The 18,406-nt window shown below is 72.4% G+C and carries 24 protein-coding genes; 14 read left to right on the forward strand and 10 right to left on the reverse strand.

The genetic code is table 11. The annotated features are described in order from the left end of the window. Positions 1–38 precede the first annotated feature (38 nt). Genes AC3CF1_RS01390 through AC3CF1_RS01400 form a run of 3 tightly spaced genes read left to right on the forward strand, consistent with a single transcriptional unit; the run spans position 39 to position 1,732 of the window. On the forward strand, positions 39–638 hold the full coding sequence (locus AC3CF1_RS01390) for a sulfite oxidase-like oxidoreductase (protein ID WP_088947943.1): 600 nt from the start codon (positions 39–41) through the stop codon (positions 636–638). A 7-nt stretch (positions 639–645) separates the two neighbouring features. After that, positions 646–1,407, forward strand: a complete 762-nt coding sequence (locus AC3CF1_RS01395) for a ferredoxin reductase (protein ID WP_488452026.1) — start codon at positions 646–648, stop codon at positions 1,405–1,407. Between the two features lie 31 nt (positions 1,408–1,438). Continuing rightward, the gene (locus AC3CF1_RS01400) at positions 1,439–1,732 is read left to right on the forward strand and encodes a DUF6510 family protein (RefSeq protein WP_088947944.1); all 294 of its coding nucleotides are present in this window, start codon (positions 1,439–1,441) and stop codon (positions 1,730–1,732) included. A 251-nt stretch (positions 1,733–1,983) separates the two neighbouring features. On the opposite strand, the gene AC3CF1_RS01405 is transcribed toward AC3CF1_RS01400, so the two are convergent. Continuing rightward, positions 1,984–2,391, reverse strand: coding sequence for a pyridoxamine 5'-phosphate oxidase family protein (locus AC3CF1_RS01405; RefSeq protein WP_488449341.1), 408 nt, complete (start codon positions 2,389–2,391; stop codon positions 1,984–1,986). Between the two features lie 114 nt (positions 2,392–2,505). On the opposite strand from AC3CF1_RS01405, the gene AC3CF1_RS01410 reads away from it, so the two are divergent. Next, positions 2,506–3,258 carry a VOC family protein gene (locus AC3CF1_RS01410; protein ID WP_488449342.1) on the forward strand — a complete coding sequence of 251 codons (753 nt, stop codon included), beginning with the start codon at positions 2,506–2,508 and terminating at the stop codon, positions 3,256–3,258. On the opposite strand, the gene AC3CF1_RS01415 is transcribed toward AC3CF1_RS01410, so the two are convergent. Further along, entirely contained in the window at positions 3,248–4,060 is an 813-nt protein-coding gene (locus AC3CF1_RS01415; RefSeq protein ID WP_488449343.1) for a helix-turn-helix domain-containing protein, read from the reverse strand. The genes AC3CF1_RS01410 and AC3CF1_RS01415 overlap by 11 nt on opposite strands. Positions 4,061–4,159: 99 nt before the next feature. Between AC3CF1_RS01415 and AC3CF1_RS01420 the strand changes: the two genes are divergently transcribed. Further along, positions 4,160–4,486: a nuclear transport factor 2 family protein gene (locus tag AC3CF1_RS01420; protein WP_488449344.1), complete on the forward strand. Its 327-nt coding sequence runs from the start codon at positions 4,160–4,162 to the stop codon at positions 4,484–4,486. On the opposite strand, the gene AC3CF1_RS01425 is transcribed toward AC3CF1_RS01420, so the two are convergent. Next, on the reverse strand, positions 4,483–4,608 hold the full coding sequence (locus tag AC3CF1_RS01425) for a CGNR zinc finger domain-containing protein (RefSeq protein WP_354981512.1): 126 nt from the start codon (positions 4,606–4,608) through the stop codon (positions 4,483–4,485). The genes AC3CF1_RS01420 and AC3CF1_RS01425 overlap by 4 nt on opposite strands. A 31-nt stretch (positions 4,609–4,639) precedes the next feature. Between AC3CF1_RS01425 and AC3CF1_RS01430 the strand changes: the two genes are divergently transcribed. Continuing rightward, positions 4,640–5,167 (forward strand): GNAT family N-acetyltransferase, encoded by a 528-nt coding sequence (locus tag AC3CF1_RS01430; RefSeq protein ID WP_307871423.1) that lies wholly within the window; start codon positions 4,640–4,642, stop codon positions 5,165–5,167. 191 nt (positions 5,168–5,358) lie between these two features. Then, on the forward strand, positions 5,359–6,660 hold the full coding sequence (locus tag AC3CF1_RS01435) for an NAD(P)/FAD-dependent oxidoreductase (protein WP_141909214.1): 1,302 nt from the start codon (positions 5,359–5,361) through the stop codon (positions 6,658–6,660). Between the two features lie 20 nt (positions 6,661–6,680). Here the strand turns inward: AC3CF1_RS01435 and AC3CF1_RS01440 are convergent, their stop codons facing one another. From AC3CF1_RS01440 to AC3CF1_RS01450, 3 genes are all read right to left on the reverse strand, one after another. Beyond that, the gene (locus AC3CF1_RS01440) at positions 6,681–7,781 is read right to left on the reverse strand and encodes an AI-2E family transporter (RefSeq protein WP_488449345.1); all 1,101 of its coding nucleotides are present in this window, start codon (positions 7,779–7,781) and stop codon (positions 6,681–6,683) included. Positions 7,782–7,876: 95 nt separating this feature from the next. Further along, the gene (locus AC3CF1_RS01445) at positions 7,877–8,659 is read right to left on the reverse strand and encodes a spermidine synthase (protein WP_488449346.1); all 783 of its coding nucleotides are present in this window, start codon (positions 8,657–8,659) and stop codon (positions 7,877–7,879) included. 116 nt (positions 8,660–8,775) lie between these two features. Further along, positions 8,776–9,753, reverse strand: coding sequence for a DUF2267 domain-containing protein (locus tag AC3CF1_RS01450; protein WP_088947951.1), 978 nt, complete (start codon positions 9,751–9,753; stop codon positions 8,776–8,778). Positions 9,754–9,953: 200 nt separating this feature from the next. Here AC3CF1_RS01450 and AC3CF1_RS01455 point away from each other — a divergent pair, with 200 nt between their 5' ends. Further along, positions 9,954–10,268: a hypothetical protein gene (locus tag AC3CF1_RS01455; protein ID WP_099852997.1), complete on the forward strand. Its 315-nt coding sequence runs from the start codon at positions 9,954–9,956 to the stop codon at positions 10,266–10,268. Positions 10,269–10,335: 67 nt separating this feature from the next. Here the strand turns inward: AC3CF1_RS01455 and AC3CF1_RS01460 are convergent, their stop codons facing one another. Further along, complete coding sequence (locus AC3CF1_RS01460; RefSeq protein WP_488449347.1) at positions 10,336–10,665, reverse strand: STAS domain-containing protein; 330 nt, start codon at positions 10,663–10,665, stop codon at positions 10,336–10,338. A gap of 221 nt (positions 10,666–10,886) precedes the next feature. Here AC3CF1_RS01460 and AC3CF1_RS01465 point away from each other — a divergent pair, with 221 nt between their 5' ends. The 5 genes from AC3CF1_RS01465 (at position 10,887) to AC3CF1_RS01485 (ending at position 15,284) form a co-directional block, all read left to right on the forward strand. Further along, positions 10,887–12,653 carry a PP2C family protein-serine/threonine phosphatase gene (locus AC3CF1_RS01465; RefSeq protein WP_488449348.1) on the forward strand — a complete coding sequence of 589 codons (1,767 nt, stop codon included), beginning with the start codon at positions 10,887–10,889 and terminating at the stop codon, positions 12,651–12,653. Then, complete coding sequence (locus tag AC3CF1_RS01470) at positions 12,650–13,687, forward strand: cobalamin B12-binding domain-containing protein (protein WP_354981504.1); 1,038 nt, start codon at positions 12,650–12,652, stop codon at positions 13,685–13,687. Before AC3CF1_RS01465 ends, AC3CF1_RS01470 begins: the two co-directional genes overlap by 4 nt. Before the next feature lie 105 nt (positions 13,688–13,792). Then, positions 13,793–14,140 (forward strand): STAS domain-containing protein, encoded by a 348-nt coding sequence (locus tag AC3CF1_RS01475; protein ID WP_088947956.1) that lies wholly within the window; start codon positions 13,793–13,795, stop codon positions 14,138–14,140. A gap of 67 nt (positions 14,141–14,207) precedes the next feature. Next, positions 14,208–14,654 (forward strand): response regulator, encoded by a 447-nt coding sequence (locus tag AC3CF1_RS01480; protein ID WP_088951715.1) that lies wholly within the window; start codon positions 14,208–14,210, stop codon positions 14,652–14,654. A gap of 114 nt (positions 14,655–14,768) precedes the next feature. Further along, on the forward strand, positions 14,769–15,284 hold the full coding sequence (locus tag AC3CF1_RS01485; protein ID WP_354981503.1) for an ATPase: 516 nt from the start codon (positions 14,769–14,771) through the stop codon (positions 15,282–15,284). Between the two features lie 30 nt (positions 15,285–15,314). On the opposite strand, the gene AC3CF1_RS01490 is transcribed toward AC3CF1_RS01485, so the two are convergent. The 3 genes from AC3CF1_RS01490 to AC3CF1_RS01500 all read right to left on the reverse strand — a co-directional run bounded on the left by AC3CF1_RS01490 (position 15,315) and on the right by AC3CF1_RS01500 (position 17,908). Next, a complete protein-coding gene (locus AC3CF1_RS01490) occupies positions 15,315–16,166 on the reverse strand; it encodes a hypothetical protein (protein WP_172862024.1) in 852 nt (283 codons plus the stop codon). Between the two features lie 295 nt (positions 16,167–16,461). Further along, on the reverse strand, positions 16,462–16,887 hold the full coding sequence (locus AC3CF1_RS01495) for an OsmC family protein (RefSeq protein WP_088947958.1): 426 nt from the start codon (positions 16,885–16,887) through the stop codon (positions 16,462–16,464). 73 nt (positions 16,888–16,960) lie between these two features. Further along, a complete protein-coding gene (locus tag AC3CF1_RS01500; RefSeq protein ID WP_354981502.1) occupies positions 16,961–17,908 on the reverse strand; it encodes a serine/threonine-protein kinase in 948 nt (315 codons plus the stop codon). A 199-nt stretch (positions 17,909–18,107) separates the two neighbouring features. Between AC3CF1_RS01500 and AC3CF1_RS01505 the strand changes: the two genes are divergently transcribed. Continuing rightward, positions 18,108–18,338 (forward strand): hypothetical protein, encoded by a 231-nt coding sequence (locus AC3CF1_RS01505; protein ID WP_088947960.1) that lies wholly within the window; start codon positions 18,108–18,110, stop codon positions 18,336–18,338. Positions 18,339–18,406: the final 68 nt, after the last annotated feature.

Genomic DNA, 18,406 nt, shown 5'->3' on the forward strand with positions numbered 1-18,406 from the left:
GCTCCCGCCCCGGCCGGCGCGGGTGGTACGACTGTGCAATGGGAATCGTGTCACCGGGCTTTCAGGGTCGGCCCCGAACGCAGGAGCCGGCCCTGCCACCCGGTCAGTACCTGACCGAGGACTTCCCGGTACTCTCGGCCGGCCCGACGCCCCGGGTCTCCCTGGACACCTGGGAGTTCGTCATCGCCGCCGAGAACGGCAGCGAACACCGGTGGTCGTGGCAGGAGTTGATGGCCCTGCCACAGGAGACGCCGATGGTGGACATCCACTGCGTCACCCGCTGGTCCAAGCTCGGCACCAACTGGCAGGGCGTCTCCCTGGACACGCTCCTCGCCGACGTGGACACGGCTGCGCACTTCGCGCTCGCGCACTCCTACGGCGGGTACACCACCAACCTGCCGCTGGACGACCTGCGCGGCGGCCGTGCCTGGGTGGTGCACACCTTCGACGGCGCGCCGCTGCCCGCCGAGCACGGTGGGCCGGCGCGGTTGCTGGTGCCGCACCTGTACTTCTGGAAGTCCGCGAAGTGGGTGCGCGGCATCCGGCTCAAGACGATGGACGAGCCGGGGTTCTGGGAGACCGCCGGCTACCACGACTACGGCGACCCGTGGCGCGAACAGCGGTACCAGGGTGACTGAGCGCGCCGTGGCCACGAGCAGACCACGGACGGCCAACCGGTGGCAGGTGGGCCGGCTGGTGGAGCGCCGGGTGGAAACCCCGACCGCGCAGACCCTGGTGCTGGAGGTCCCGGACTGGCCGGGGCACCTGCCCGGGCAGCACGTCGACCTGCGACTGACCGCCCCGGACGGCTACCAGGCGGCCCGGTCGTACTCCATCGCCGGGCCCGTCGTGAACGGGCCGGGCGGGCCGCGCGTCGAGGTGACCGTCCAACGTGTGCACGACGGCGAGGTGTCCCCGTACCTCATCGATGTCTTTTCCGACGGCGACCCGGTGGAGGTCCGCGGACCGCTCGGTGGTTGGTTCATCTGGCGGCCGGAGGAGACCGCGCCGGTGCAGCTCGTCGCCGGTGGCTCGGGCATCGTGCCGTTGATGGCGATGATCCGGGCCCGCCGGGCGGCTGGCAACAAGGCGCCGTTCCGGCTGATCTACTCGGTGCGCACCCCCGGGGACGTGATCTACGCCGACGAGCTGCGCCGCCGGGTCCGCGACGACTTCGGCCTGGACATCGCGTACGTCTACACCCGGGAGGCACCCGAGGGTTGGCGCGGCGAACCGCACCGCATCGGGCTGGCCGACGTCAACACGCACGGCTGGCCACCGGACCTGCAACCGCTCACCTACGTCTGCGGCCCGACCGCGTTCGTGGAAACCGTGGCCGATCTGCTGGTGGGGCTCGGCCACCCGTCACGGCAGGTCAAGACCGAACGTTTCGGTCCCACCGGCTGACCGCTCGCCCCCGCAACGTCGAGGAGATCCGATGACCGAGATGTCGTACCTGGACGGCAACATGCTCGACGGCCCGATGCGCGAGCTGTTCACCGTGGACCTGAGCAGCGCGACGGGCCGCTGCGAAAGCTGCGGGATGACCGGCTCGATGGCCAGCCTGCACGTCTACTCGCACGCCCCGGGCCTCGTCGCCCGCTGCCCGTCCTGTGAGCAGGTGATGCTGCGGCTGGTCCGCGGGCCCGACCGGGCCTGGCTGGACATGCGCGGCACCACGTTCCTCCAGGTGCCGATGCCGATGGAGCAGCCCTTCCCCGGGCCCCTCTGACCGACCCCGGTCAGCTTTGCCCGGCGGAGGCAGAATGGCCGGATGAGCGCCGGCCGATGGGGTTCCACACCGCCGGCGGCCCTGCCGTGGCGCACGATACGCACAACTTCAGCGATGTTGCTGCCTGCAAAGCACGCGAGGCAGCAACATCGCTGAAGTTGCGCAGATCTTGACCGTGTCCCCGAGCGCGGGTCGGCGTGGCAGAGCGGCGGGCGTCCTCATTCTCGGCCGGCGGCGACGAATGGCACTTCCTACCGTGCCGCTCCGGCGAGCAGCCACCGCCGGACGGGGATCTCCAGCAGCACTCGCTCGCTGCCCGGGCCGACCTGTCGGCTGACGTCCCAACCGTCGTACTTGCTCGCGAACGCCTCGACGACCGTGCTCGGGAACCCGTCGCGGTGCACGCGCGCGGCGCCCTCGGCCACGACCGGGGCGTCGCCCCCCTCAAGGGCCAGGGACACCCGTGGGTCGGCCAGGACGTTGCGGACCTTGACGCTGCGGCCGTCGGTGCCGATCCACCAGGTCCCGGCGATGTGGACGAACCAGACCGGCGTCAGGTGGGGGGAGCCGTCGCGCCGCACCGTACACAGCCAGACGTTCCGCTCCCGACCGAGTCGCACCTCGACGTCGGCCGGCAGGACTGAGGGGGATGGGCTCATCGGGCCAGTGGATCACAGCGCCGCGCGGCCGGCCGAATACTCGGGTGCGGGCGGCCCGGCTTCCTCCCTAGGCTTGCCGCCTCACGGTCCGCACGGCGTGCGGCCGGATCGGAGATGAGCGAAGCGATGACGTCCCACCTGTTCGCGATCAGCTACGACGCAGCCGACCCCGTCCGTCTCGGGAGGTTCTGGGCCGGGCTCCTGGGTCGGGAGATGGTGGATGACCCACGGGACGGCGTCCTGGTCCTGCCTCACGCTGACACCGAGCTTCGACTCCGCTTCGTGCCGCACCAGCAGCCGAAGACCGTGCAGAACCGGATGCACCTCGATCTGACCAGCGGCTCCCTGGAGGAGCAGCAGCGGACGGTGGCCAGGGCGTTGGAGCTCGGCGGACGGCACACCGACGTCGGTCAGCTCCCGGAGGAGAGGCACGTGGTGCTCGCCGACCCCGAGGGCAACGAGTTCTGCGTGATCGAGCCGGGTAACAACTTCCTCGCCGGCTGCGGGTTCATGGGCGCGCTCGCCTGCGACGGTTCGCAGGCGGTCGGATATTTCTGGAGCGAGGCGCTGGGATGGCCGCTGGTCTGGGACCAGGACGAGGAGACCGCGATCCAGTCGCCCCTCGGCGGCACGAAGATCACCTGGGGTGGGCCGCCGATGGCGCCCAACGGCGGCAGGGACCGACTGCACTTCGACGTGGCCCCGCCTGCCGACGGCGACCAGCAGGCCGAGGTCGACCGGCTGCTCTCGCTCGGGGCGACGCTCCTGAACGAGGGCCGGAGCGACACGGGCCGAGTGCTGATGGCCGATCCCGACGGCACCGCGTTCTGCCTGCTCACGTCCGGACAGTCGGGGTCTACCGCGTGAAGTAGGCGGCGCTCTGCGCGTCTGCCGGGTAGTAGGACTCGATGGCGATCTCGTCGATCGTGACGTCCATCGGGGTGCCGAACGTGGTGATGGTGGAAAACAGGCGCAGCTCCCGTCCGTCGATCCGGAGAATCATCGGGATCACCACGTCGGCGTCGACCCGTTGGCCCACCGTGTCCTCGGGCACCTGGTGCAGCAGTTCTTCATAGAGCGCGGTGAGCTCCGCGTCGGGGGCGATGGCGAGCTGGCGCGAGATCCGGCTGCGGAACACCGCCCGTACGTCTGCCAGGTTGACGACCAGGGAAGCGAGCCCGCGCGGGTCCAGGCCCAGCCGCACCAGGTTCACCGGTGGTCGCAGCAGATCGGGCGCGACGCGCGCGAAGAACGGGTCCACCGCGCGGTTGGTCAGCACGATGTTCCACCGGCGGTCGAACGCCAGCGCCGGATACGGCTCGTGCGCCTGGAGCACCCGGCGGACCGCGTCGAGGGCAGCCGACAGAGCGGTGTCGTCGAGCGGACGCTCGGCGTACCGGGGTGCGAAGCCGGCGGCGAGCAGCAGCCGATTGCGATCCCGCAGCGGGACGTGGAGCTGGTCGGCGAGCCGCAGGATCATGTCCGCGCTCGGTGTGGACCTCCCGGTCTCGACCAGGCTGACGTGACGAGCCGAGACGTCCGCGGCGATCGCCAGGTCGAGCTGGCTGAGCCCGCGGCGCTGCCGCCACTGCCGCAGGAGTGCCCCGACCGTGTACACGAGCAGGAGCGTACTCATCGTCGCGCCGTACGCCATGAAGTGCGATTTCATCGACAATCCCCGCGGCCGTGGAAACACTGGGCCCCATGACCACTGAGAAACAAGGGCATCGTCCAACGGGCGCTGGCGGGGCTGATCGAGACGGGCGACGTGGACACCCTCGCCTCGTTCCTCAGCGACGACTTCCTGCACCACCGGTCGGATTCGACCACCTCGACCAAGGTGGAATGGCTCGCCGCTGTCCAGGCCGCGCTCGGCCCGACCGCCGGCATGCAGGTCGAGATCCTTCACCTGCTGGCCGACACCGATCACGTCGTGGTGCACTCGCGACGCCGGCTACCCGACGCGGGACCGGAGATCGTGGTCGTCGACGTCCTGCGGGTCGCCGACGGGCTGATCGCCGAGGGATGGGAAATCATCGAACCCGTGGCCCAGGCCGCCGCCAACGGGACGTGGTGGGAACCAGCGCTCCTCTAGACCAGCGGCGCACGGACGGCGTACGCCCGCTTCATCTTGATGTAGTTGCCGCACCCGGCCATCGAGCACCACCGACGCCACGCCTCGGTGACCGGGGCGACGGCCGGTAACCGGTTGGACAACGGCGGCGTCGGTCGGTCAGAGTGGTCCGCCGTGAGGTACCTGCGTACCGGTGGTCCCGCCGCGATCCGGCGGCCCCGGCCCACCGACTCCGACGAGTTCATCGCCGCCGTGCGGCGCAGCCACGACCTGCACCACCCGTGGTTGGTCGCGCCTGGCAGTCCCGAGGAGTACGACAGCTACCTGCGCCGAATCCGCCGCCGGGACAGCGCCGGCTACCTGATCTGCGACCGGGCCAGTGGCGAGATCGCCGGCTACGTGAACATCAGCGGGATCGTGCTGGGCGCACTGCGCGGCGGGTTCCTGGGGTACGCGGCGTTCCGGCCGTACAGCGGGACCGGGCACGCGTCGGCGGGCGTCGCCCTGGTGATCGACCACGCGTTCACCACGGTCGGGTTGCACCGGCTGGAGGCGAACATCCAGCCGGGCAACGAGCCGTCCCGGCGGGTGGCCCGCAAGCTCGGCTTCCGGCTGGAGGGGTTCTCCCCGGACTACCTGTTCATCGACGGCGCCTGGCGCGACCACGAGCGCTGGGCGATCACCGCGCCAACCCCCGCCTGACCGTCGGCGCGGCTGCGCCGGCCCAAGATCCGCGCAAGATCGGGGAAAGTGCTGCCTCACGAGCTGCTGAGACAGCAGGATCCCTGATGTTGCCCGGATCTTGGGGCCGGCCCGGCGGCGGGTGCCACCGGCGGAGGGGCGCAGCGTCGCGTCGGACGTTTGTCGAGGGCTTCGACGGGAAACGGCCCGCAATGACGAAACCTCGTGTGGTGATCGTGGGGGCCGGGTTCGCCGGTTACCACGCGGCGAAGACGTTGAGCCGGATCGCCCGGGATCGGGCCGAGATCGTGCTGCTGAACTCCACCGACTACTTCCTCTACCTGCCGTTGCTGCCCGAGGTGGCTGCCGGGGTGGTCGAGCCCAAGCGGATCGCGGTGCCGCTGACCGGGACACTCAAGGGCGTACGCGTGGTGATCGGCGAGGCGGACCACGTCGACCTGCAGAACCGCTGGGTCGGCTTCACCCAGGCCGAGGGGGAGAAGAACCGGCTGGCGTACGACCGGTTGGTGCTCGCCGTGGGCAGCGTCAACAAGCTGCTGCCCATCCCGGGGGTCACCGAGTACGCGCACGGCTTCCGCGGTCTGCCGGAGGCCGTCTACCTGCACGACCACATCGTTCGTCAGATCGAGCTGGCCGAGCAGGCCGAGGACCCGGCCGAGCAGCGGGCCCGCTCCACGTTCGTGGTGGTCGGCGCGGGCTACACCGGCACCGAGGTGGCCGCGCACGGGCAGCTGTTCACCGACGCGCTGCACGCCCAGCGGCCCCGGCTCACCCTCCGCCCCCGCTGGATGCTGCTCGACGTCGCGTCGCGGGTGCTGCCGGAGCTGGACAAGCGGATGTCGGACACCTCGCACAAGGTGCTCAACCGGCGTGGGGTGGACGTGCGGATGGGCACCTCGGTGGCCGAGGCGACCTGCGACGGGGTGAAGCTCACCGACGGCGAGTACGTGCCGACCTGCACGCTGGTGTGGTGTGTGGGGGTGCGCCCCGACCCGTTCGTCAACGAGTTGGGTCTGCGGACCGACCGGGGTCGACTGGTCACCGACGAGTTCCTCAACGTGCCCGGCTATCCGGAGGTGTACGCCTGCGGCGACGCCGCCGCGGTGCCCGACCTGGTCAACCCGGGCAAGGTCTGCGGGATGACCGCCCAGCACGCGCAGCGGCAGGGCAAGCGCGCGGCGTACAACATCGCCGCGTCCTACGGTTTCGGCAAGCGCAAGCCGTACAAGCACCACGACCTGGGCTGGGTCGTCGACCTGGGTGGCAAGGACGCTGCGGCGAACCCGTTGCAGGTCAACCTGGCCGGGTTGCCGGCCAAGGCGGTCACCCGGGCGTACCACCTGATGGCGATGCCGGGAAACCGCACGCGGGTCACCGCCGACTGGGCGCTGGACGCCGCGCTGACCCGGTCGGCGGTCCAGCTGGGGTTGGTGCCGGCCAACGCGGTGCCGTTGGAGAGCACCTCACCCGAGGTCGCGACGCGGGCCCGCTGAAGCACGCACCACCCGGCCGGTCAGCCCTGCGGGGCGGGACCGGCCGGTCGGCGTGACCGCGTTTCCGGACCGGCCGGTGGGGCGGGCCGGAGTCGGCGTGGCCCGTACTCGCGCAGCAGCGTCTGCACGATGCCGGCGGCGGGGATGGCCAGCAGCGCGCCGAGCAGGCCGGCCAGCTCCGCGGCGAGCAGCACGCTGACCAGCACGGTCAGCGGGTTGAGCCGGACCGCCCGGGACAGGATGAGCGGTTGGAGCAGGTGGTTCTCGACCTGCTGGTAGACCACGAAGAAGACGAGCACGACGATCCCGGCCGTGGGGGAGTGCAGGAAGCCGGCCCCGGCCGCGATCACCGCGCCCAACGTCGCACCAACCAGCGGTATCAGGTCGGTCACCGCCACCAACAGGGCGATCACGGCCGCGAACGGCACCCCGGTGAGGGCCAGCACCACGTAGGTCAACAGCCCGCAGATCACGCTGATCAGCAGGTTGCCGGTGAGGTAACCGGTGACGGTGCGCGACACCTCCCGGCCGACCCGGCGCAGCCGGTCGCCCTGACCGTCCCCGGCCGCCGCGAGCAGGCCGCGGGTGATCCGCGGCGCCTCCAACACCATGAGGTACGCCAACACGACGACCGTGACCAGCCCGGCGACCGTCTCGACGACGCCGCGCAGCACGCCCACCGCGGGTTGACGCAGTCGGGTGCCCAGGTCGCGGAGCTGGTCGGAGTGTTCGCTGACGTACCGGCGCGCGCCGGTGCGCTCCAGCAGCTGCCCCAGCGGACCCCGGCCGGCGCGGGCGTCGTGCAGCAGCTCGGGCGCCCGGTCGGCGAACCGGCCCAGCTCCCTGGACAACGGCACCAGGATGAGCGCGCCCAGGAGCGCCACCAGCACGAAAGCAGCGAGGAACACCAGCAGCGTGGCCAGGGCCCGACGCCGGACGAGACGCCGTTGCAGCCGGTCCACGAGGGGCTTGAGCGCCACGGCGAAGAACGCGGCGACCACGACCCAGACCAGCACCCGGCGGGTCGCGTACACGAACGCCAGCGCGAACGCGGTCGCCAGGACCAGACCGATCACGATCAGGGTGTGGCGGGCGGTCACCCGATCGTCGGCGTTGCTCATCCGCCGCGCCTTCCCCGCGCTCGCCGTCGGAAACCCGGCACTGCGGGCGCGACGGTGTGTTCTGGTCCAGACGCGAGCCGACAGGGCGTAGGTGCTCAGCGGTCGTCGTCGGTGACGGGGTGGGCGCCGGCGACGAAGGTGTCGAGCGCGGCGGCGTGCAGCAGACCGCCGGGCACCGGGTCACGCAGGGCCGCCACCGCCAGCCGCCCGACCGGCAGGCCGCCGGGGCGCGACGTCGCGGCCAGCACCAGGTTTCCGTACCGCCGGCCGCGCAGCATCCGCCGGTCACCGAGGATGCACACGTCGGCGAAGACCGCCCGCAACGCGGCCACCTGCGCCCGGGTGCCGACCAGTGGCGGCAGGTCCGTGACGTTGACCAGGTATGTCCCGTCCGGGCGCAGGGTGCGGGCCACCTCGGCGGCGAACTCGACGGTGCGCACGTGCCGGGGCATCTGGGCCGCCCGGTAGATGTCGGCGATCACCAGGTCGTAGGAACCGGCCGGGGTGGCGGTGAGCGCGTCCCGGGCGTCGGCGACGTCCACCCGCACCTGCGGCGGCAGCGGCGGCAACTCCCGGGCGACCAGCTCCACCACGGCGGGGTCCCGCTCGACGACCCGTTGCGGGGAGCCGGGCCGGGTGGCGGCCAACCATCGGGGCAGCGTCAACGCGCCGCCACCCAGGTGCAGAACGCTCAACGGGACGCCGGCCGGGGCCGCCACCTCCACCGCCGAGGCGATCCGTCGGACGTACTCGAAGTGCAGGTGCAGGGGATCGGAGACATCCACGTACGACTGCTCGACCCCTGCGGACAGCAGTGTCCGCCCGGTCCGGCGGACCGGGTCGGCGACCAGCTCCAGCCGGTCGGCGGCGCGGTTCATGACCGGCACGCTAGCCGAGCCCACGGTCCACGACGCCGGTGGCCCGGCACGGCCGACGGGCCGGCGGAGCGGGGATGACCCCCCGTCCGCCGGCCCGCCCGGGTCAGGACTGCCGGTCAGCCGCCGGCCATCCCGGCCCCCACCTCGTCGATCGCGTCGTCGATCTGGTGTGCGAGGTCCACGTCGAGCGCGGTCACCCCGTCGGCCTGACTGGTCCGTACGGTCAACACGGCGGCGGTGCCGCCGGGGCGTCCGATGCTCGGGCCGCGGCCGTTGTCCTGGCGCAGCCGGTCGAGCCGGGCGAGCACCCGGTCCAGGTTGTCCGGTGGCAGCGCGACCACCCGGTAGAGGCCCTGGCTGTCGCCGGCCCAGTACGGCAGGTCGTCCAGTGCCGCACTGATCTCGTCCGCGTCCAGGGTGGGCGTGGTGGTGGAGGCGCCCACGAGGCCACCACCGGCCTCCGGTGGGTTCAGTAGGTCACGCAGACCGTCGGGTACGTGCAACGACTCGACCAGGTCGCCGTCCTGCTCGGCGAGCGCGGCGATCGTCGCCTCGGCCTGGTAGCGGGCCTGCTCCGGGGTGTTGCCGCTGATCCGGCCCACCTCGGCCAGGAAGCCGGGCAGGTCCTGGTGCCGCTCGATGCCGTCGACCGGCAGCACGTCGTGCAGGGACGCGGGCACGGCCGCGAGCAGCCGCTGCCGCTCGGCCGCCTCCAGCGCGAACGCGAGGACCAGCACTGTCGCCTCGGTGCCCACCTTGGCCGTCTTGAAGTCGACCCCGGCCCGACGCCGGACCTCGTCGACGAGGTCGTGGTAGCCCATGGTGCTCACGCCGGCCGCGCCGCTGGGCGGGGACGGCTGTGGCCTCGGGTTGTCGGCCGTGCCGAGTGGCGGCGGTGCCGGCCCGCCACGCGTGCTGTCCGGTTTGTGCAGCCCGGCGGCCGGTGGGCCGGCCCGCTTGCCCGAATCGAGGCTCTTGAGCTGCTTGGTGGCGCTCAGGCTGGCGCCGATCTCGCTGGGCTGGCGATTCTGTTCCCGGGCCTGCCGGGCCAGTGCCCGGCGCCTCTGGTTGTCGCCTTCCATCTGCTTGCGCATGCTGGCATCCCTTCCGCTGGGGATCGTGGCTGCTCCGGTCGCGTTCCCGCCGTCCCCGAGAAGGAAACGGAGGCCGCCGGCCGGGTCGGACCGGCCTTCTCCACGCTTCATCCGGCCGGGGTGAGGGGTGCTCACCCGCTCGGCCCGCACGATCAGCTCAGGACCGGAGTTCTTCCGAGGTACGCGGAAGGAAGGTCGTCATGAAGCAGATCGTCGAGATCGTCCCCGCTCGACCGGGCTGGTACGCGCGCTGGCAACTCACGCCCGATCTCACCAGGTGTTACCCGGTGAGCCTGTGGGCGCTGCTGGAGGAGGCCGACGGGACGGGCCGCGAGGTGGTCGGCATGGACTGCATCGGTCAGTGGCCCGGCGCGGACGACAACGAGGCGGGTGGGCAGTTCGTCCGCTACCTGTATCAGACGCCCGATTCGGGACAGCCCGAGGACGTCGAACCGCCCTCGACCGGCGAGCTGCGCGAGAGCGGTCCCCGGCTCCAGCCGGTGACGGCACCCTAGACATTCCTCCGGCCCCCGACCCCAGGTCCCAGGGTCGGGGGCCACCCCGTCCCGGGGTGGCCGGAGATCAGCCGGTGGCGCGCAGGTCGTCGGCGTGCTCGACGGCCAGCAACTCGGTCAGGCCGGTGCGGTCGAGCATCCGCTGCAACTGCGGGCTGACCCCGGTCAACCGGATCGCCCGGGCGATCCGCTGCACCACCAGCAGCGCGCTGAGCCCGGAGGAGTCGCAGAGACTCACGCGGGTCAGGTCGATCAGCACCTCGTCGTCGCCACTGAGGTCGGCCACCACGGCGGTCAGCTCGGGCGCGGTGTCGTAATCGAGCTCGCCCGTCAGCTGAAGGAGGACGTGCCCGGCGTCGAGCCGGGTCGTCTCGATGGTCAGCAGCTGATCGGACATCCCACCATGTTCGCAGCCCTGCGGAAGAACGCAAAGCCGGGGGCGACATCCGCGCGTCCAAATCGACCGTCCGGCACCGTTCAGGCCGTGGTGGCGACGCCCGGCTACGGCTCTGAGGTGCCGCTTTCCGCGTGCCGGCGTAGGGTGGTCGGAAGACTTTTGACCGTGGACGCCGGTTCCGGCACGGGTTCGGGTGGACGACAAGGAGTGAGGCTCAGCTGGTGACTGCTACCGACGTCAGGGACTGGGACCCGGGCGACGGACGGCTTCCCACGCCGAGTACGACACGGTCCCCGGCGTGGTCCGCCGACGTCACGCCCCGGTCCACCGCCGCGCTGCCGCCGCTCGCCCCCGACCGGGATCCGGCCGCCCCCGACTGGTCCGAGGTCGTCGAGCACTTCCGGGAGGGGCTTGTCGTCTGCGACGCCGACGGCGTCGTACGACACGTCAGTCCGGTGGCCGAACGACTGCTGCCCGAGGTGACGCCCGGCGAGCTGCTCAGCGCGGCGGGTGTGCCCGGGCTGAGCGACGGCGACGCCGGTGGCTTCACCCATCACGGGCGTCGGCTCACCGCCCGCCAGGTGCCCCTCTCCGGTGCCCGCTGCTGCTGGTACGTCGAGGACGTCACCGACAGCGTCAGCCGCGCCGACGCGCTGCTCGCCGAGCGGGCCCGCTCGGCGTTCCTGGCCGTGGTCGGTGACAAGCTCGGCAACCCACTGCACCCCGACCGGGCCGCTGCCGCGGTCGTCCGCCTCGCCGTGCCGACCCTGGCCGAGGTGGCCGTGCTCGTGCTCGCCCCCCGTGGCGGTCGTGCCCGCTGGTGGCGGGCCTCGCGCTCCGACGACGAGGCCCCGACGGTGGACAGCGGCGTGCTGGCCGGCGGGGACCTGCCGACCGCCATCGCCGACGGGCTGACCGGGGTCGAGCCGCACGCGGTCGACTGGTTGGTCGAGCAGGCGGTCGACGCCGGCTGGCTGCCCGGGCTCGCCGGCACCGACAGCGCTGCCCGGGTCGTTCCGTTGCCCGGCCGCGACGCGCCCGTCGGCGTGCTGCTGGTGGCCCGCCGCTCCACCCGCTGGTACGACGAGGCCGACGTCGAGCTGGCTCGCGCGTTCGCGGCCCGTGCCGGCGCGGCGCTGACCACCGCCCTGCTCTACCGCGACCAGGCGGAGGTGGCCGACACCCTCCAGGCCAGCCTGCTGCCGGTCGAGCCGGCCGAGGCCGCTGGGGTGCAGTGGGGCACCGCGTACCGGCCCGCCCAGGCGGGGCTGCGCATCGGCGGCGACTTCTACGGCTCGCACCGGCTCGCCGACGGGGGCTCGGTGTTCTTCCTCGGCGACGTGTCGGGCAAGGGCGTCGAAGCGGCCGTCTTCACCGGCCAGTTGCGTCAGTGCCTACAGGCGTTGCACCGGTTGGAGTCGCACCCCGGGCGGTTGCTGCGGCTGCTCAACGACGCGCTGCTGGAAACCACCCAGGCGCACGGCCAGGGCCGCTTCGCCACGATGGTGCTCGGCGTGGCCCGCCCACAGCGCGACGGCGGCCTGACCCTCACCATGGCCGGCGGTGGGCACATGCCGCCGCTGGTGCTGCGCAACACCGGTGAGGTGGAGTCGGTGCCGCTGAGCGGCATGCTGATCGGTGTGGTGCCCGACCCCCGCGTCGGTGAGGTGACCGTACGGCTCGCGCCGGGGGAGACCTGCCTGCTCTACAGCGACGGGGTGACCGAGGCCCGGGGTGGCCGCCGCGGCGACGAGCAGTTCGGCACGGAACGACTGGTCGCCGCCGTGACCCGCTGCCAACGGATGCCCGCGCCGGCCCTGGCCGAGCGGGTCGAGCAGGTCACCTGCGACTGGTTGGCGCACGGCGACCACGACGACATCGCGGTGCTGGCGCTGCGGGCGACCGGTCCGGGTGGTCGCGGGTCGCGGCACCTGCACTCGGTGCCCGCGCAGGCCGGCGCCGACCGACAGAGGGAGACCGACGCGTGACCGCTGCCACGACGGCCGCCGATCCGACCGAGGCGTACGCCGGCTATCTGGACTGCCTGGCCGACGCCGACGAGTACGCAGCGATCGACATGGCGATCGGCCTCCTCGACGCGGGCGTGCCGGCGGAGCGGGTGCTGCTCGACCTGGTCGCGCCCGCGCAGTCCGAGGTGGGCGAGCGCTGGGCGCGCAACGAGTGGAGCGTCGCCCAGGAGCACGCCGCCACGCACATCAGCGAGCAGGTGGTGGCGGCGGTCGCCGCGCATGCCAACCCGCGCCCGACCGGCGGGCGGGTGGTGGTCGCCTGCATGGACGGCGAGTGGCACGCGCTGCCGCCCCGGCTGGTGGCCGAGGTGCTGCGGCTGCGTGGCTGGCAGGTGACCTTCCTGGGCGCCAGTGTCCCGGCAGCGCACCTCGTGTCGTACCTGCACCGCTACGACGCCCACGCGGTCGCGTTGGCGTGCGCGTTGCCGATGCGGCTGCCGTACGCCCACCGGATGATCGAGGCCTGCCGTCGTTCCGACGTGCCGGTGGTGGTCGGTGGGCGTGGGTTCGGTGCGGACGGTCGGTGGGCGCGCCGACTCGGTGTGGCCTGGGCGCCGAACGCGCCCGCGGCGGCCGAGCTGATCGCCGACGAGCGGGCGCTGCGCGGGGTGCCGCCGGCGCGGCTGGCCCACCTGGCCGACGACGAGTACGCCAGCCTGGTGCGGCGCCGTGGCGAGCTGATCGACAGCGCGTTGGCCGACCTGCGGGAGCGGGTGCCGGCGACACGGGCCTACAGCCCCACCCAGTTGGACGCGACGGTGAGCGACCTGGGTCACATAGTGGATTTCCTGGCCGCGGCGGTCTACGTCGACGACGCCTCGTTGTTCACCGAGTTCGTGGAGTGGCTGTCGGAGATCCTGCTGAGCCGTGGGGTGCCCGCCGGCGCCGTCGCCCAGCCTCTGGATCACTACGGCGTCGCGTTGCGTGACTTCCCCCGGGCGGTGCGTGTGCTGGCCCTGGGGCGCGCCGTGCTGCCCGCCGCCGACCGCTGACGGACCCGTCGCCGGCTACCAGGGCCGGTCGGCGGACGAGCCGACACTGCGTATACTTGCCGCACTGCAAACGTCCCACCCCAGGGTGGAGCGAGGGGGAGAACGGTGACGTTCAGCGTCCGCCACGTCGAGCGCGACGGCGGTGTTGCCTGTCTGCGCCTCACGGGCGAGCTGGACCTGAGCACCGCTCCCGAGCTGAGTGCCGCGATCGACCGGCTCTCCGCCGCTGGCGAGACCCGGGTGCTGCTCGACCTCACCGACCTCACGTTCTGCGACTCCACCGGGATGGCCGTGTTCGTCCGCGGCGACAACCGGGCGGCGGCCGAAGGCGGTTGGCTGCGGCTCACCGGCGCCAGTGGCCGGGTCGAGCGGGTGCTGCGGGTCACCGGCCTGGCCGACGTGCTGCGGTACGAACCGGAGGCGGTCGACCCCGCGTCGCGCAGTGCCTCCTGATGGGCTACATTTCCCCGCCAGCGCGGTGACCGTCCGGTCCCGTTCCGCCGACCCGAAGCAGGTAGTGATGGGCGCAGACAGCGCGCAGCCGGTACGCATCCTGGTGGTCGACGACGACCCGGGCGACGTGCTGATGATCGAGGAGGCGTTGGCGGATTCCGACGTCGACAAGGTCATCGACGTGGTCAGCGACGGCGAGGAGGCGATGGAGTTTCTCCGCGCCGAGGGCCGGCACGAGCACGCCCGCCGCCCGGACGTGATCCTGCTCGACCTGAACATGCCGCGGATGGACGGTCGGCAGGTGCTGGGCGCGGTGAAGCAGGACGAGGATCTGCGGACCATCCCGATCGTCGTGCTGACGACCTCCAACGCCGACACCGACATCGTTGGCAGCTACACGCTGCAGGCCAACGCGTACGTCACCAAGCCGATCGACCTGGACGACTTCAACGACGTGGTCCGCCGCATCGACGAGTTCTTCGGCCGGGTTGTGGTGCTGCCCAAGCGCGTCTGACGCGGGCCCCGCCGCGCACGCATGCTGAACATTTTTCCCGAACTCCCTCGGCCGTCGCCCTCTGGGCCGAGGATCCAGGTGGGGAAGTAACGGCAGCTGCCTGGGGGCGACAGTATGAGGTTCTCCGTCGTTGAGACCGGCTACGACCAGCGGCAGGTGGATTCCTGCCTGGACGAACTGGGGATCCGGTTGTCCCGGCTGGCGGCGCGGGCGCAGGGTGCCGCCGGAGCGACCCGGGAGTGGGACGAGATCCGCGAGGAGGCCGCCTGGCTCAGCGGGCTCCTGCAGAGGTTGGACCTCGGTGACACCTCCGGCGGCCGGCACGACGGCGCCCGGCGCGAGGCAGCCGACCTCCGGGCCCAGGCCCGTGCCGAGCTGGCCGAGGCCCGCGAGGAGGCACGGCAGGTGCGGGAGCGGGCGTACGCCGACGCCGTGCAGGCCCGACGGGACTTCGAGGCGGCGCTGTACGTCCGCCGGCGACGTGAGGCTCGGGTGGACGAGATCCTCAGCCAGGTGACGGAGGACCAGGTGCCCGCCGACACCCCGACCGCGGCTGCCGGCGTGCCGGGAAGTCGGGTGGGAGTCGGCGGGCAGGACGCGGGCGCGGAGCGGCCGCCCGGCCGTCGCTGACGCCGGAAGGCCGTTGCGTGGGTGCCCGGCTCAGGCGGTGAGCGCCGCCACGACGGTGGTCGCCCGGTCCTCGTGCTGTGCGTACGCGTCGGGGTAGGCGGAGATCTGCACGGACTGGGCGGCGTAGGTGATGCTCATGTCCTGCCAGCCGGGGATCTCGTTGAGCGCGGTGTAGAAGGCCCGTGCGGCGTACGACGGGCGCATCAGCTCGGCCACCGTGCCCCAGCCGCTGCTGGGTCGCTGCTGGAACAGCCCGACCGAGTCGTGGTCGGAGCCACTGCCCTGGTTCGGGTAGTTCGCCGACTCCGGCAGGACGTCGCTGGCCAGGTTGTAGAGGTTGCTCTCCTGCATCGCGGTGGCCAGTGCCACCACCAGGGCGCGGCGCGGCATCTTCATGTCCAGGCCGACGTCCACGATGATCTTCGCGTTGTCCATCTGTGCCTGGTCGAGGCCGGCGACCGGTCGGGGTCGGCGGGGCTTGACCGGCTTCTTGGGCGCCTTGCGGACGACGGTGGGGCGCGGGGTGGGCGACGCCGCCGTCGGGCTGGGCAGGACCCGCGCGGGGGCGAGGTCGCGGTCCAGCGACCGGGAGGCGCGCTCGTCGGCGATGGCGGCACGGTCGGCCACGGCCTCGGCGAGCGGCTCCACAGTGCGGGGCGCGTCGTCGCTCCCCCGGGCGGTGGCCACCGCGACGAGGCCGAGACAGCAGGTGACACCGGTGGCCAGGGCCACCCGCACCGGGGTTGAGCCCAGCAGGGTGCGCCGGGGTGGTTCGGGGACGCGGTGACGGCCGATTGTCCGTTCGGTTGATGCGGCGTCGCCCGGTTGGGTGGTCGGGCGCGCGTCGGTCAGCTTCTGGTCGGAGGGGTCGTCGGGATGCACCTGACGAGGCTAAAGACCCAATTGCTCGATATCGCCTGCCCGTACAGTGGCCTGCGCCACAGTTTGCCCCGATCTTGGGGATTTCAGAGGGCGAAGGTGCCGCAAGAACGATCAACCTCGCGGAACGGGCCAGACGGGTATTACCGATTTGTCGGGCCAATGCGACCGCGTCACCGCGCTTGACGTCCCGCATGAGGCCGCGCGACAGGCTCGGCCGAACGGCCGGTGCCAGCTCCCTCGAACGGTCCGCAGCGCCTCGCCCGCCTGCCCATCGGGAGCCGTCGTCACCCGGATCTCAGTGTCGACCGTTCTCTGCCGGCGTGACGGTCAGCCGGTGCCTGCTGGTGTCGCCGCTGGAGAACGGCCAGAGTCGGTCGGCGTACTCGACAAGGTCGGCCAGTTGATCCCGACTCAGACCGGCGGACGAGATCTCCGCGTGCACGTCGGCCCGGTACCGGCCGTCGTCGTCGCGCCCCAGCTTCGCCTCCGCCCGGACCTGGACGGTGTGCGCCTCGTCGGTGATCTCCCCGGCCACCTCCACCGCCGCGTGGTGCAGGCAGGAGGCGAAGGCCGCGGCCAGCAACTGTTCCGGGGTCAACCCGGTGCAGTGCGGCGCCAGCGGCGAAGCCAGCGCGGTGGAGAGCCCGCCATCGTCGGTGCGTACGTGACCGCCCTCGGCGGTCGCTGTGGCCTCACGCAGCCAGGAACTCTTTTCCGGCATCGCGTTTCTCCCGTCGCTCACCGGCTCGGCTACCCGGCCACCTCCCGGCGAAACGCCGGAGGGCGTACCGGCATCAGCGCCCGGCGCTGCGGTAGGACTCGTCGAACACCGCCACCGCCTCGGTGGGCTCCGCTGCGGCCCGTTCGGTCCACGGTGAGGTCGGAGCCGCGTGGCGGGCCGTCGGGATCATCATCGGCACGTACACCCGGGCGTCCACCGCCTCGGCCAGCAGCAACGCCGCGACCAGGCTGGTGGGACGCTGCCCGGGCTCGTCGGCAAGACAGGCGTGGCACAACTCCACCACCTCAGGCGGGAGCCCGTCGATCTCGGGCAGCGGCTCCGGTGGCTGACGTCGGCGTACGCCGAGCAGTTCGCTGGCGGTGACCGCGTCGTACGGCAGGCGGGCGGTGAGGCTGTAGTAGAGCAGCACTCCGAGGGCGTACATGTCGGCTGCCGGGGTGGCCGGCTCCCCGTCCAGCTGCTCGGGCGCCAGGTACGCCGGGGTGCCCAGCACGACCCCGGTCGGCAGCGGGTCCGGTGCGCCGGCCGGGATGGCGATGCCGAAGTCGAGCACCTTCACCCCCGCAGGGGTGAGCATGACGTTGGCCGGTTTGACGTCGCGGTGCACGATGCCCTCCGCGTGCGCGGCGGCCAGCGCCGCGGCGACCTCCGCGCAGACCCGCACCGAGATCCGCCAGTCCAGCGGCCCGGACCGCAGGTGCGCGGCGAGCGTCTCACCCTCGGCCAGCTCCATCACGATGTAGGGCACCGGCCGGCCGGGCCAGGTCGACGAGGTGCCGAAGTCGTGCACGCTCGCCACGTTGGGGTGCACCAGGCGGGCGGCCGACCGGGCCTCCGCGCGGATCCGGTCCACCGGGCCGTCCTGGTCGCCCGGGCCGGGCAGGATGAGCTTCACCGCGACCGACCGGTCGAGCACCTGGTCGTGTGCCCGCCACACCTCGGACATCCCACCCACGCCGATGCGCTCCTCGAGCTGATACCGCCCGTCCAGCGTGCGCATCGATCACTCCTCGTCCCCGCCCCGCCGACGACGGGTGCACCGGACGCGGTACCCGGGCTCCGAGCTGGGCAAACCGCAGCGGCATTCGGGGCGACCCCCGCGCGCAGCGCGCTGCGCCGACAGCGGCGGGTGCGGTAGCTTGCGAGCCAGAGCCGGTGTCACCGATTGTGCCGGCACGGTCACCCGAGAGGGCGCTGCGATGAGCGAGGTCACCGTACGCTTCGTCGGCGGGCCCGCAGACGGTCTGGTCCGGTTGCTGCCGGCCGGGTCGGACGGCGCCCCACCACCGCGTTGGATCATGCGGCACCCGGACGGCACCGGTCCGGTCCAGCCCGGCCCCGACCACCTCTACGAACGCGACCGGCCCGACGACGCGGGTGGCTGGAGCATGCGCTTCGTGCGCACCGACGCGTACGGGGTGTCCGAGTGACCACGAGGCGGGGCTGACCGGTGGCGACGCCGGCGTCCCGTCGGCCCGGCCGCACAGCTGGGGCACAG

The organism is Micromonospora sp. MGP-C2, from assembly GCF_057766525.1.

What these genes read in the sequence shown, in the direction of transcription:
- AC3CF1_RS01505 (WP_088947960.1), top strand. Translation starts at nt 18,108, where the DNA reads ATGAGCGAGGTCACCGTACGCTTCGTCGGCGGGCCCGCAGACGGTCTG.
- AC3CF1_RS01410 (WP_488449342.1), top strand. Translation starts at nt 2,506, where the DNA reads ATGAGCGAAGCGATGACGTCCCACCTGTTCGCGATCAGCTACGACGCA.
- AC3CF1_RS01500 (WP_354981502.1), bottom strand. Translation starts at nt 17,908, where the DNA reads ATGCGCACGCTGGACGGGCGGTATCAGCTCGAGGAGCGCATCGGCGTG.
- AC3CF1_RS01460 (WP_488449347.1), bottom strand. Translation starts at nt 10,665, where the DNA reads ATGTCCGATCAGCTGCTGACCATCGAGACGACCCGGCTCGACGCCGGG.
- AC3CF1_RS01400 (WP_088947944.1), top strand. Translation starts at nt 1,439, where the DNA reads ATGACCGAGATGTCGTACCTGGACGGCAACATGCTCGACGGCCCGATG.
- AC3CF1_RS01415 (WP_488449343.1), bottom strand. Translation starts at nt 4,060, where the DNA reads ATGAAATCGCACTTCATGGCGTACGGCGCGACGATGAGTACGCTCCTG.
- AC3CF1_RS01480 (WP_088951715.1), top strand. Translation starts at nt 14,208, where the DNA reads ATGGGCGCAGACAGCGCGCAGCCGGTACGCATCCTGGTGGTCGACGAC.
- AC3CF1_RS01440 (WP_488449345.1), bottom strand. Translation starts at nt 7,781, where the DNA reads ATGAGCAACGCCGACGATCGGGTGACCGCCCGCCACACCCTGATCGTG.
- AC3CF1_RS01485 (WP_354981503.1), top strand. Translation starts at nt 14,769, where the DNA reads ATGAGGTTCTCCGTCGTTGAGACCGGCTACGACCAGCGGCAGGTGGAT.
- AC3CF1_RS01450 (WP_088947951.1), bottom strand. Translation starts at nt 9,753, where the DNA reads ATGCGCAAGCAGATGGAAGGCGACAACCAGAGGCGCCGGGCACTGGCC.
- AC3CF1_RS01455 (WP_099852997.1), top strand. Translation starts at nt 9,954, where the DNA reads ATGAAGCAGATCGTCGAGATCGTCCCCGCTCGACCGGGCTGGTACGCG.
- AC3CF1_RS01390 (WP_088947943.1), top strand. Translation starts at nt 39, where the DNA reads ATGGGAATCGTGTCACCGGGCTTTCAGGGTCGGCCCCGAACGCAGGAG.
- AC3CF1_RS01445 (WP_488449346.1), bottom strand. Translation starts at nt 8,659, where the DNA reads ATGAACCGCGCCGCCGACCGGCTGGAGCTGGTCGCCGACCCGGTCCGC.
- AC3CF1_RS01405 (WP_488449341.1), bottom strand. Translation starts at nt 2,391, where the DNA reads ATGAGCCCATCCCCCTCAGTCCTGCCGGCCGACGTCGAGGTGCGACTC.
- AC3CF1_RS01435 (WP_141909214.1), top strand. Translation starts at nt 5,359, where the DNA reads ATGACGAAACCTCGTGTGGTGATCGTGGGGGCCGGGTTCGCCGGTTAC.
- AC3CF1_RS01495 (WP_088947958.1), bottom strand. Translation starts at nt 16,887, where the DNA reads ATGCCGGAAAAGAGTTCCTGGCTGCGTGAGGCCACAGCGACCGCCGAG.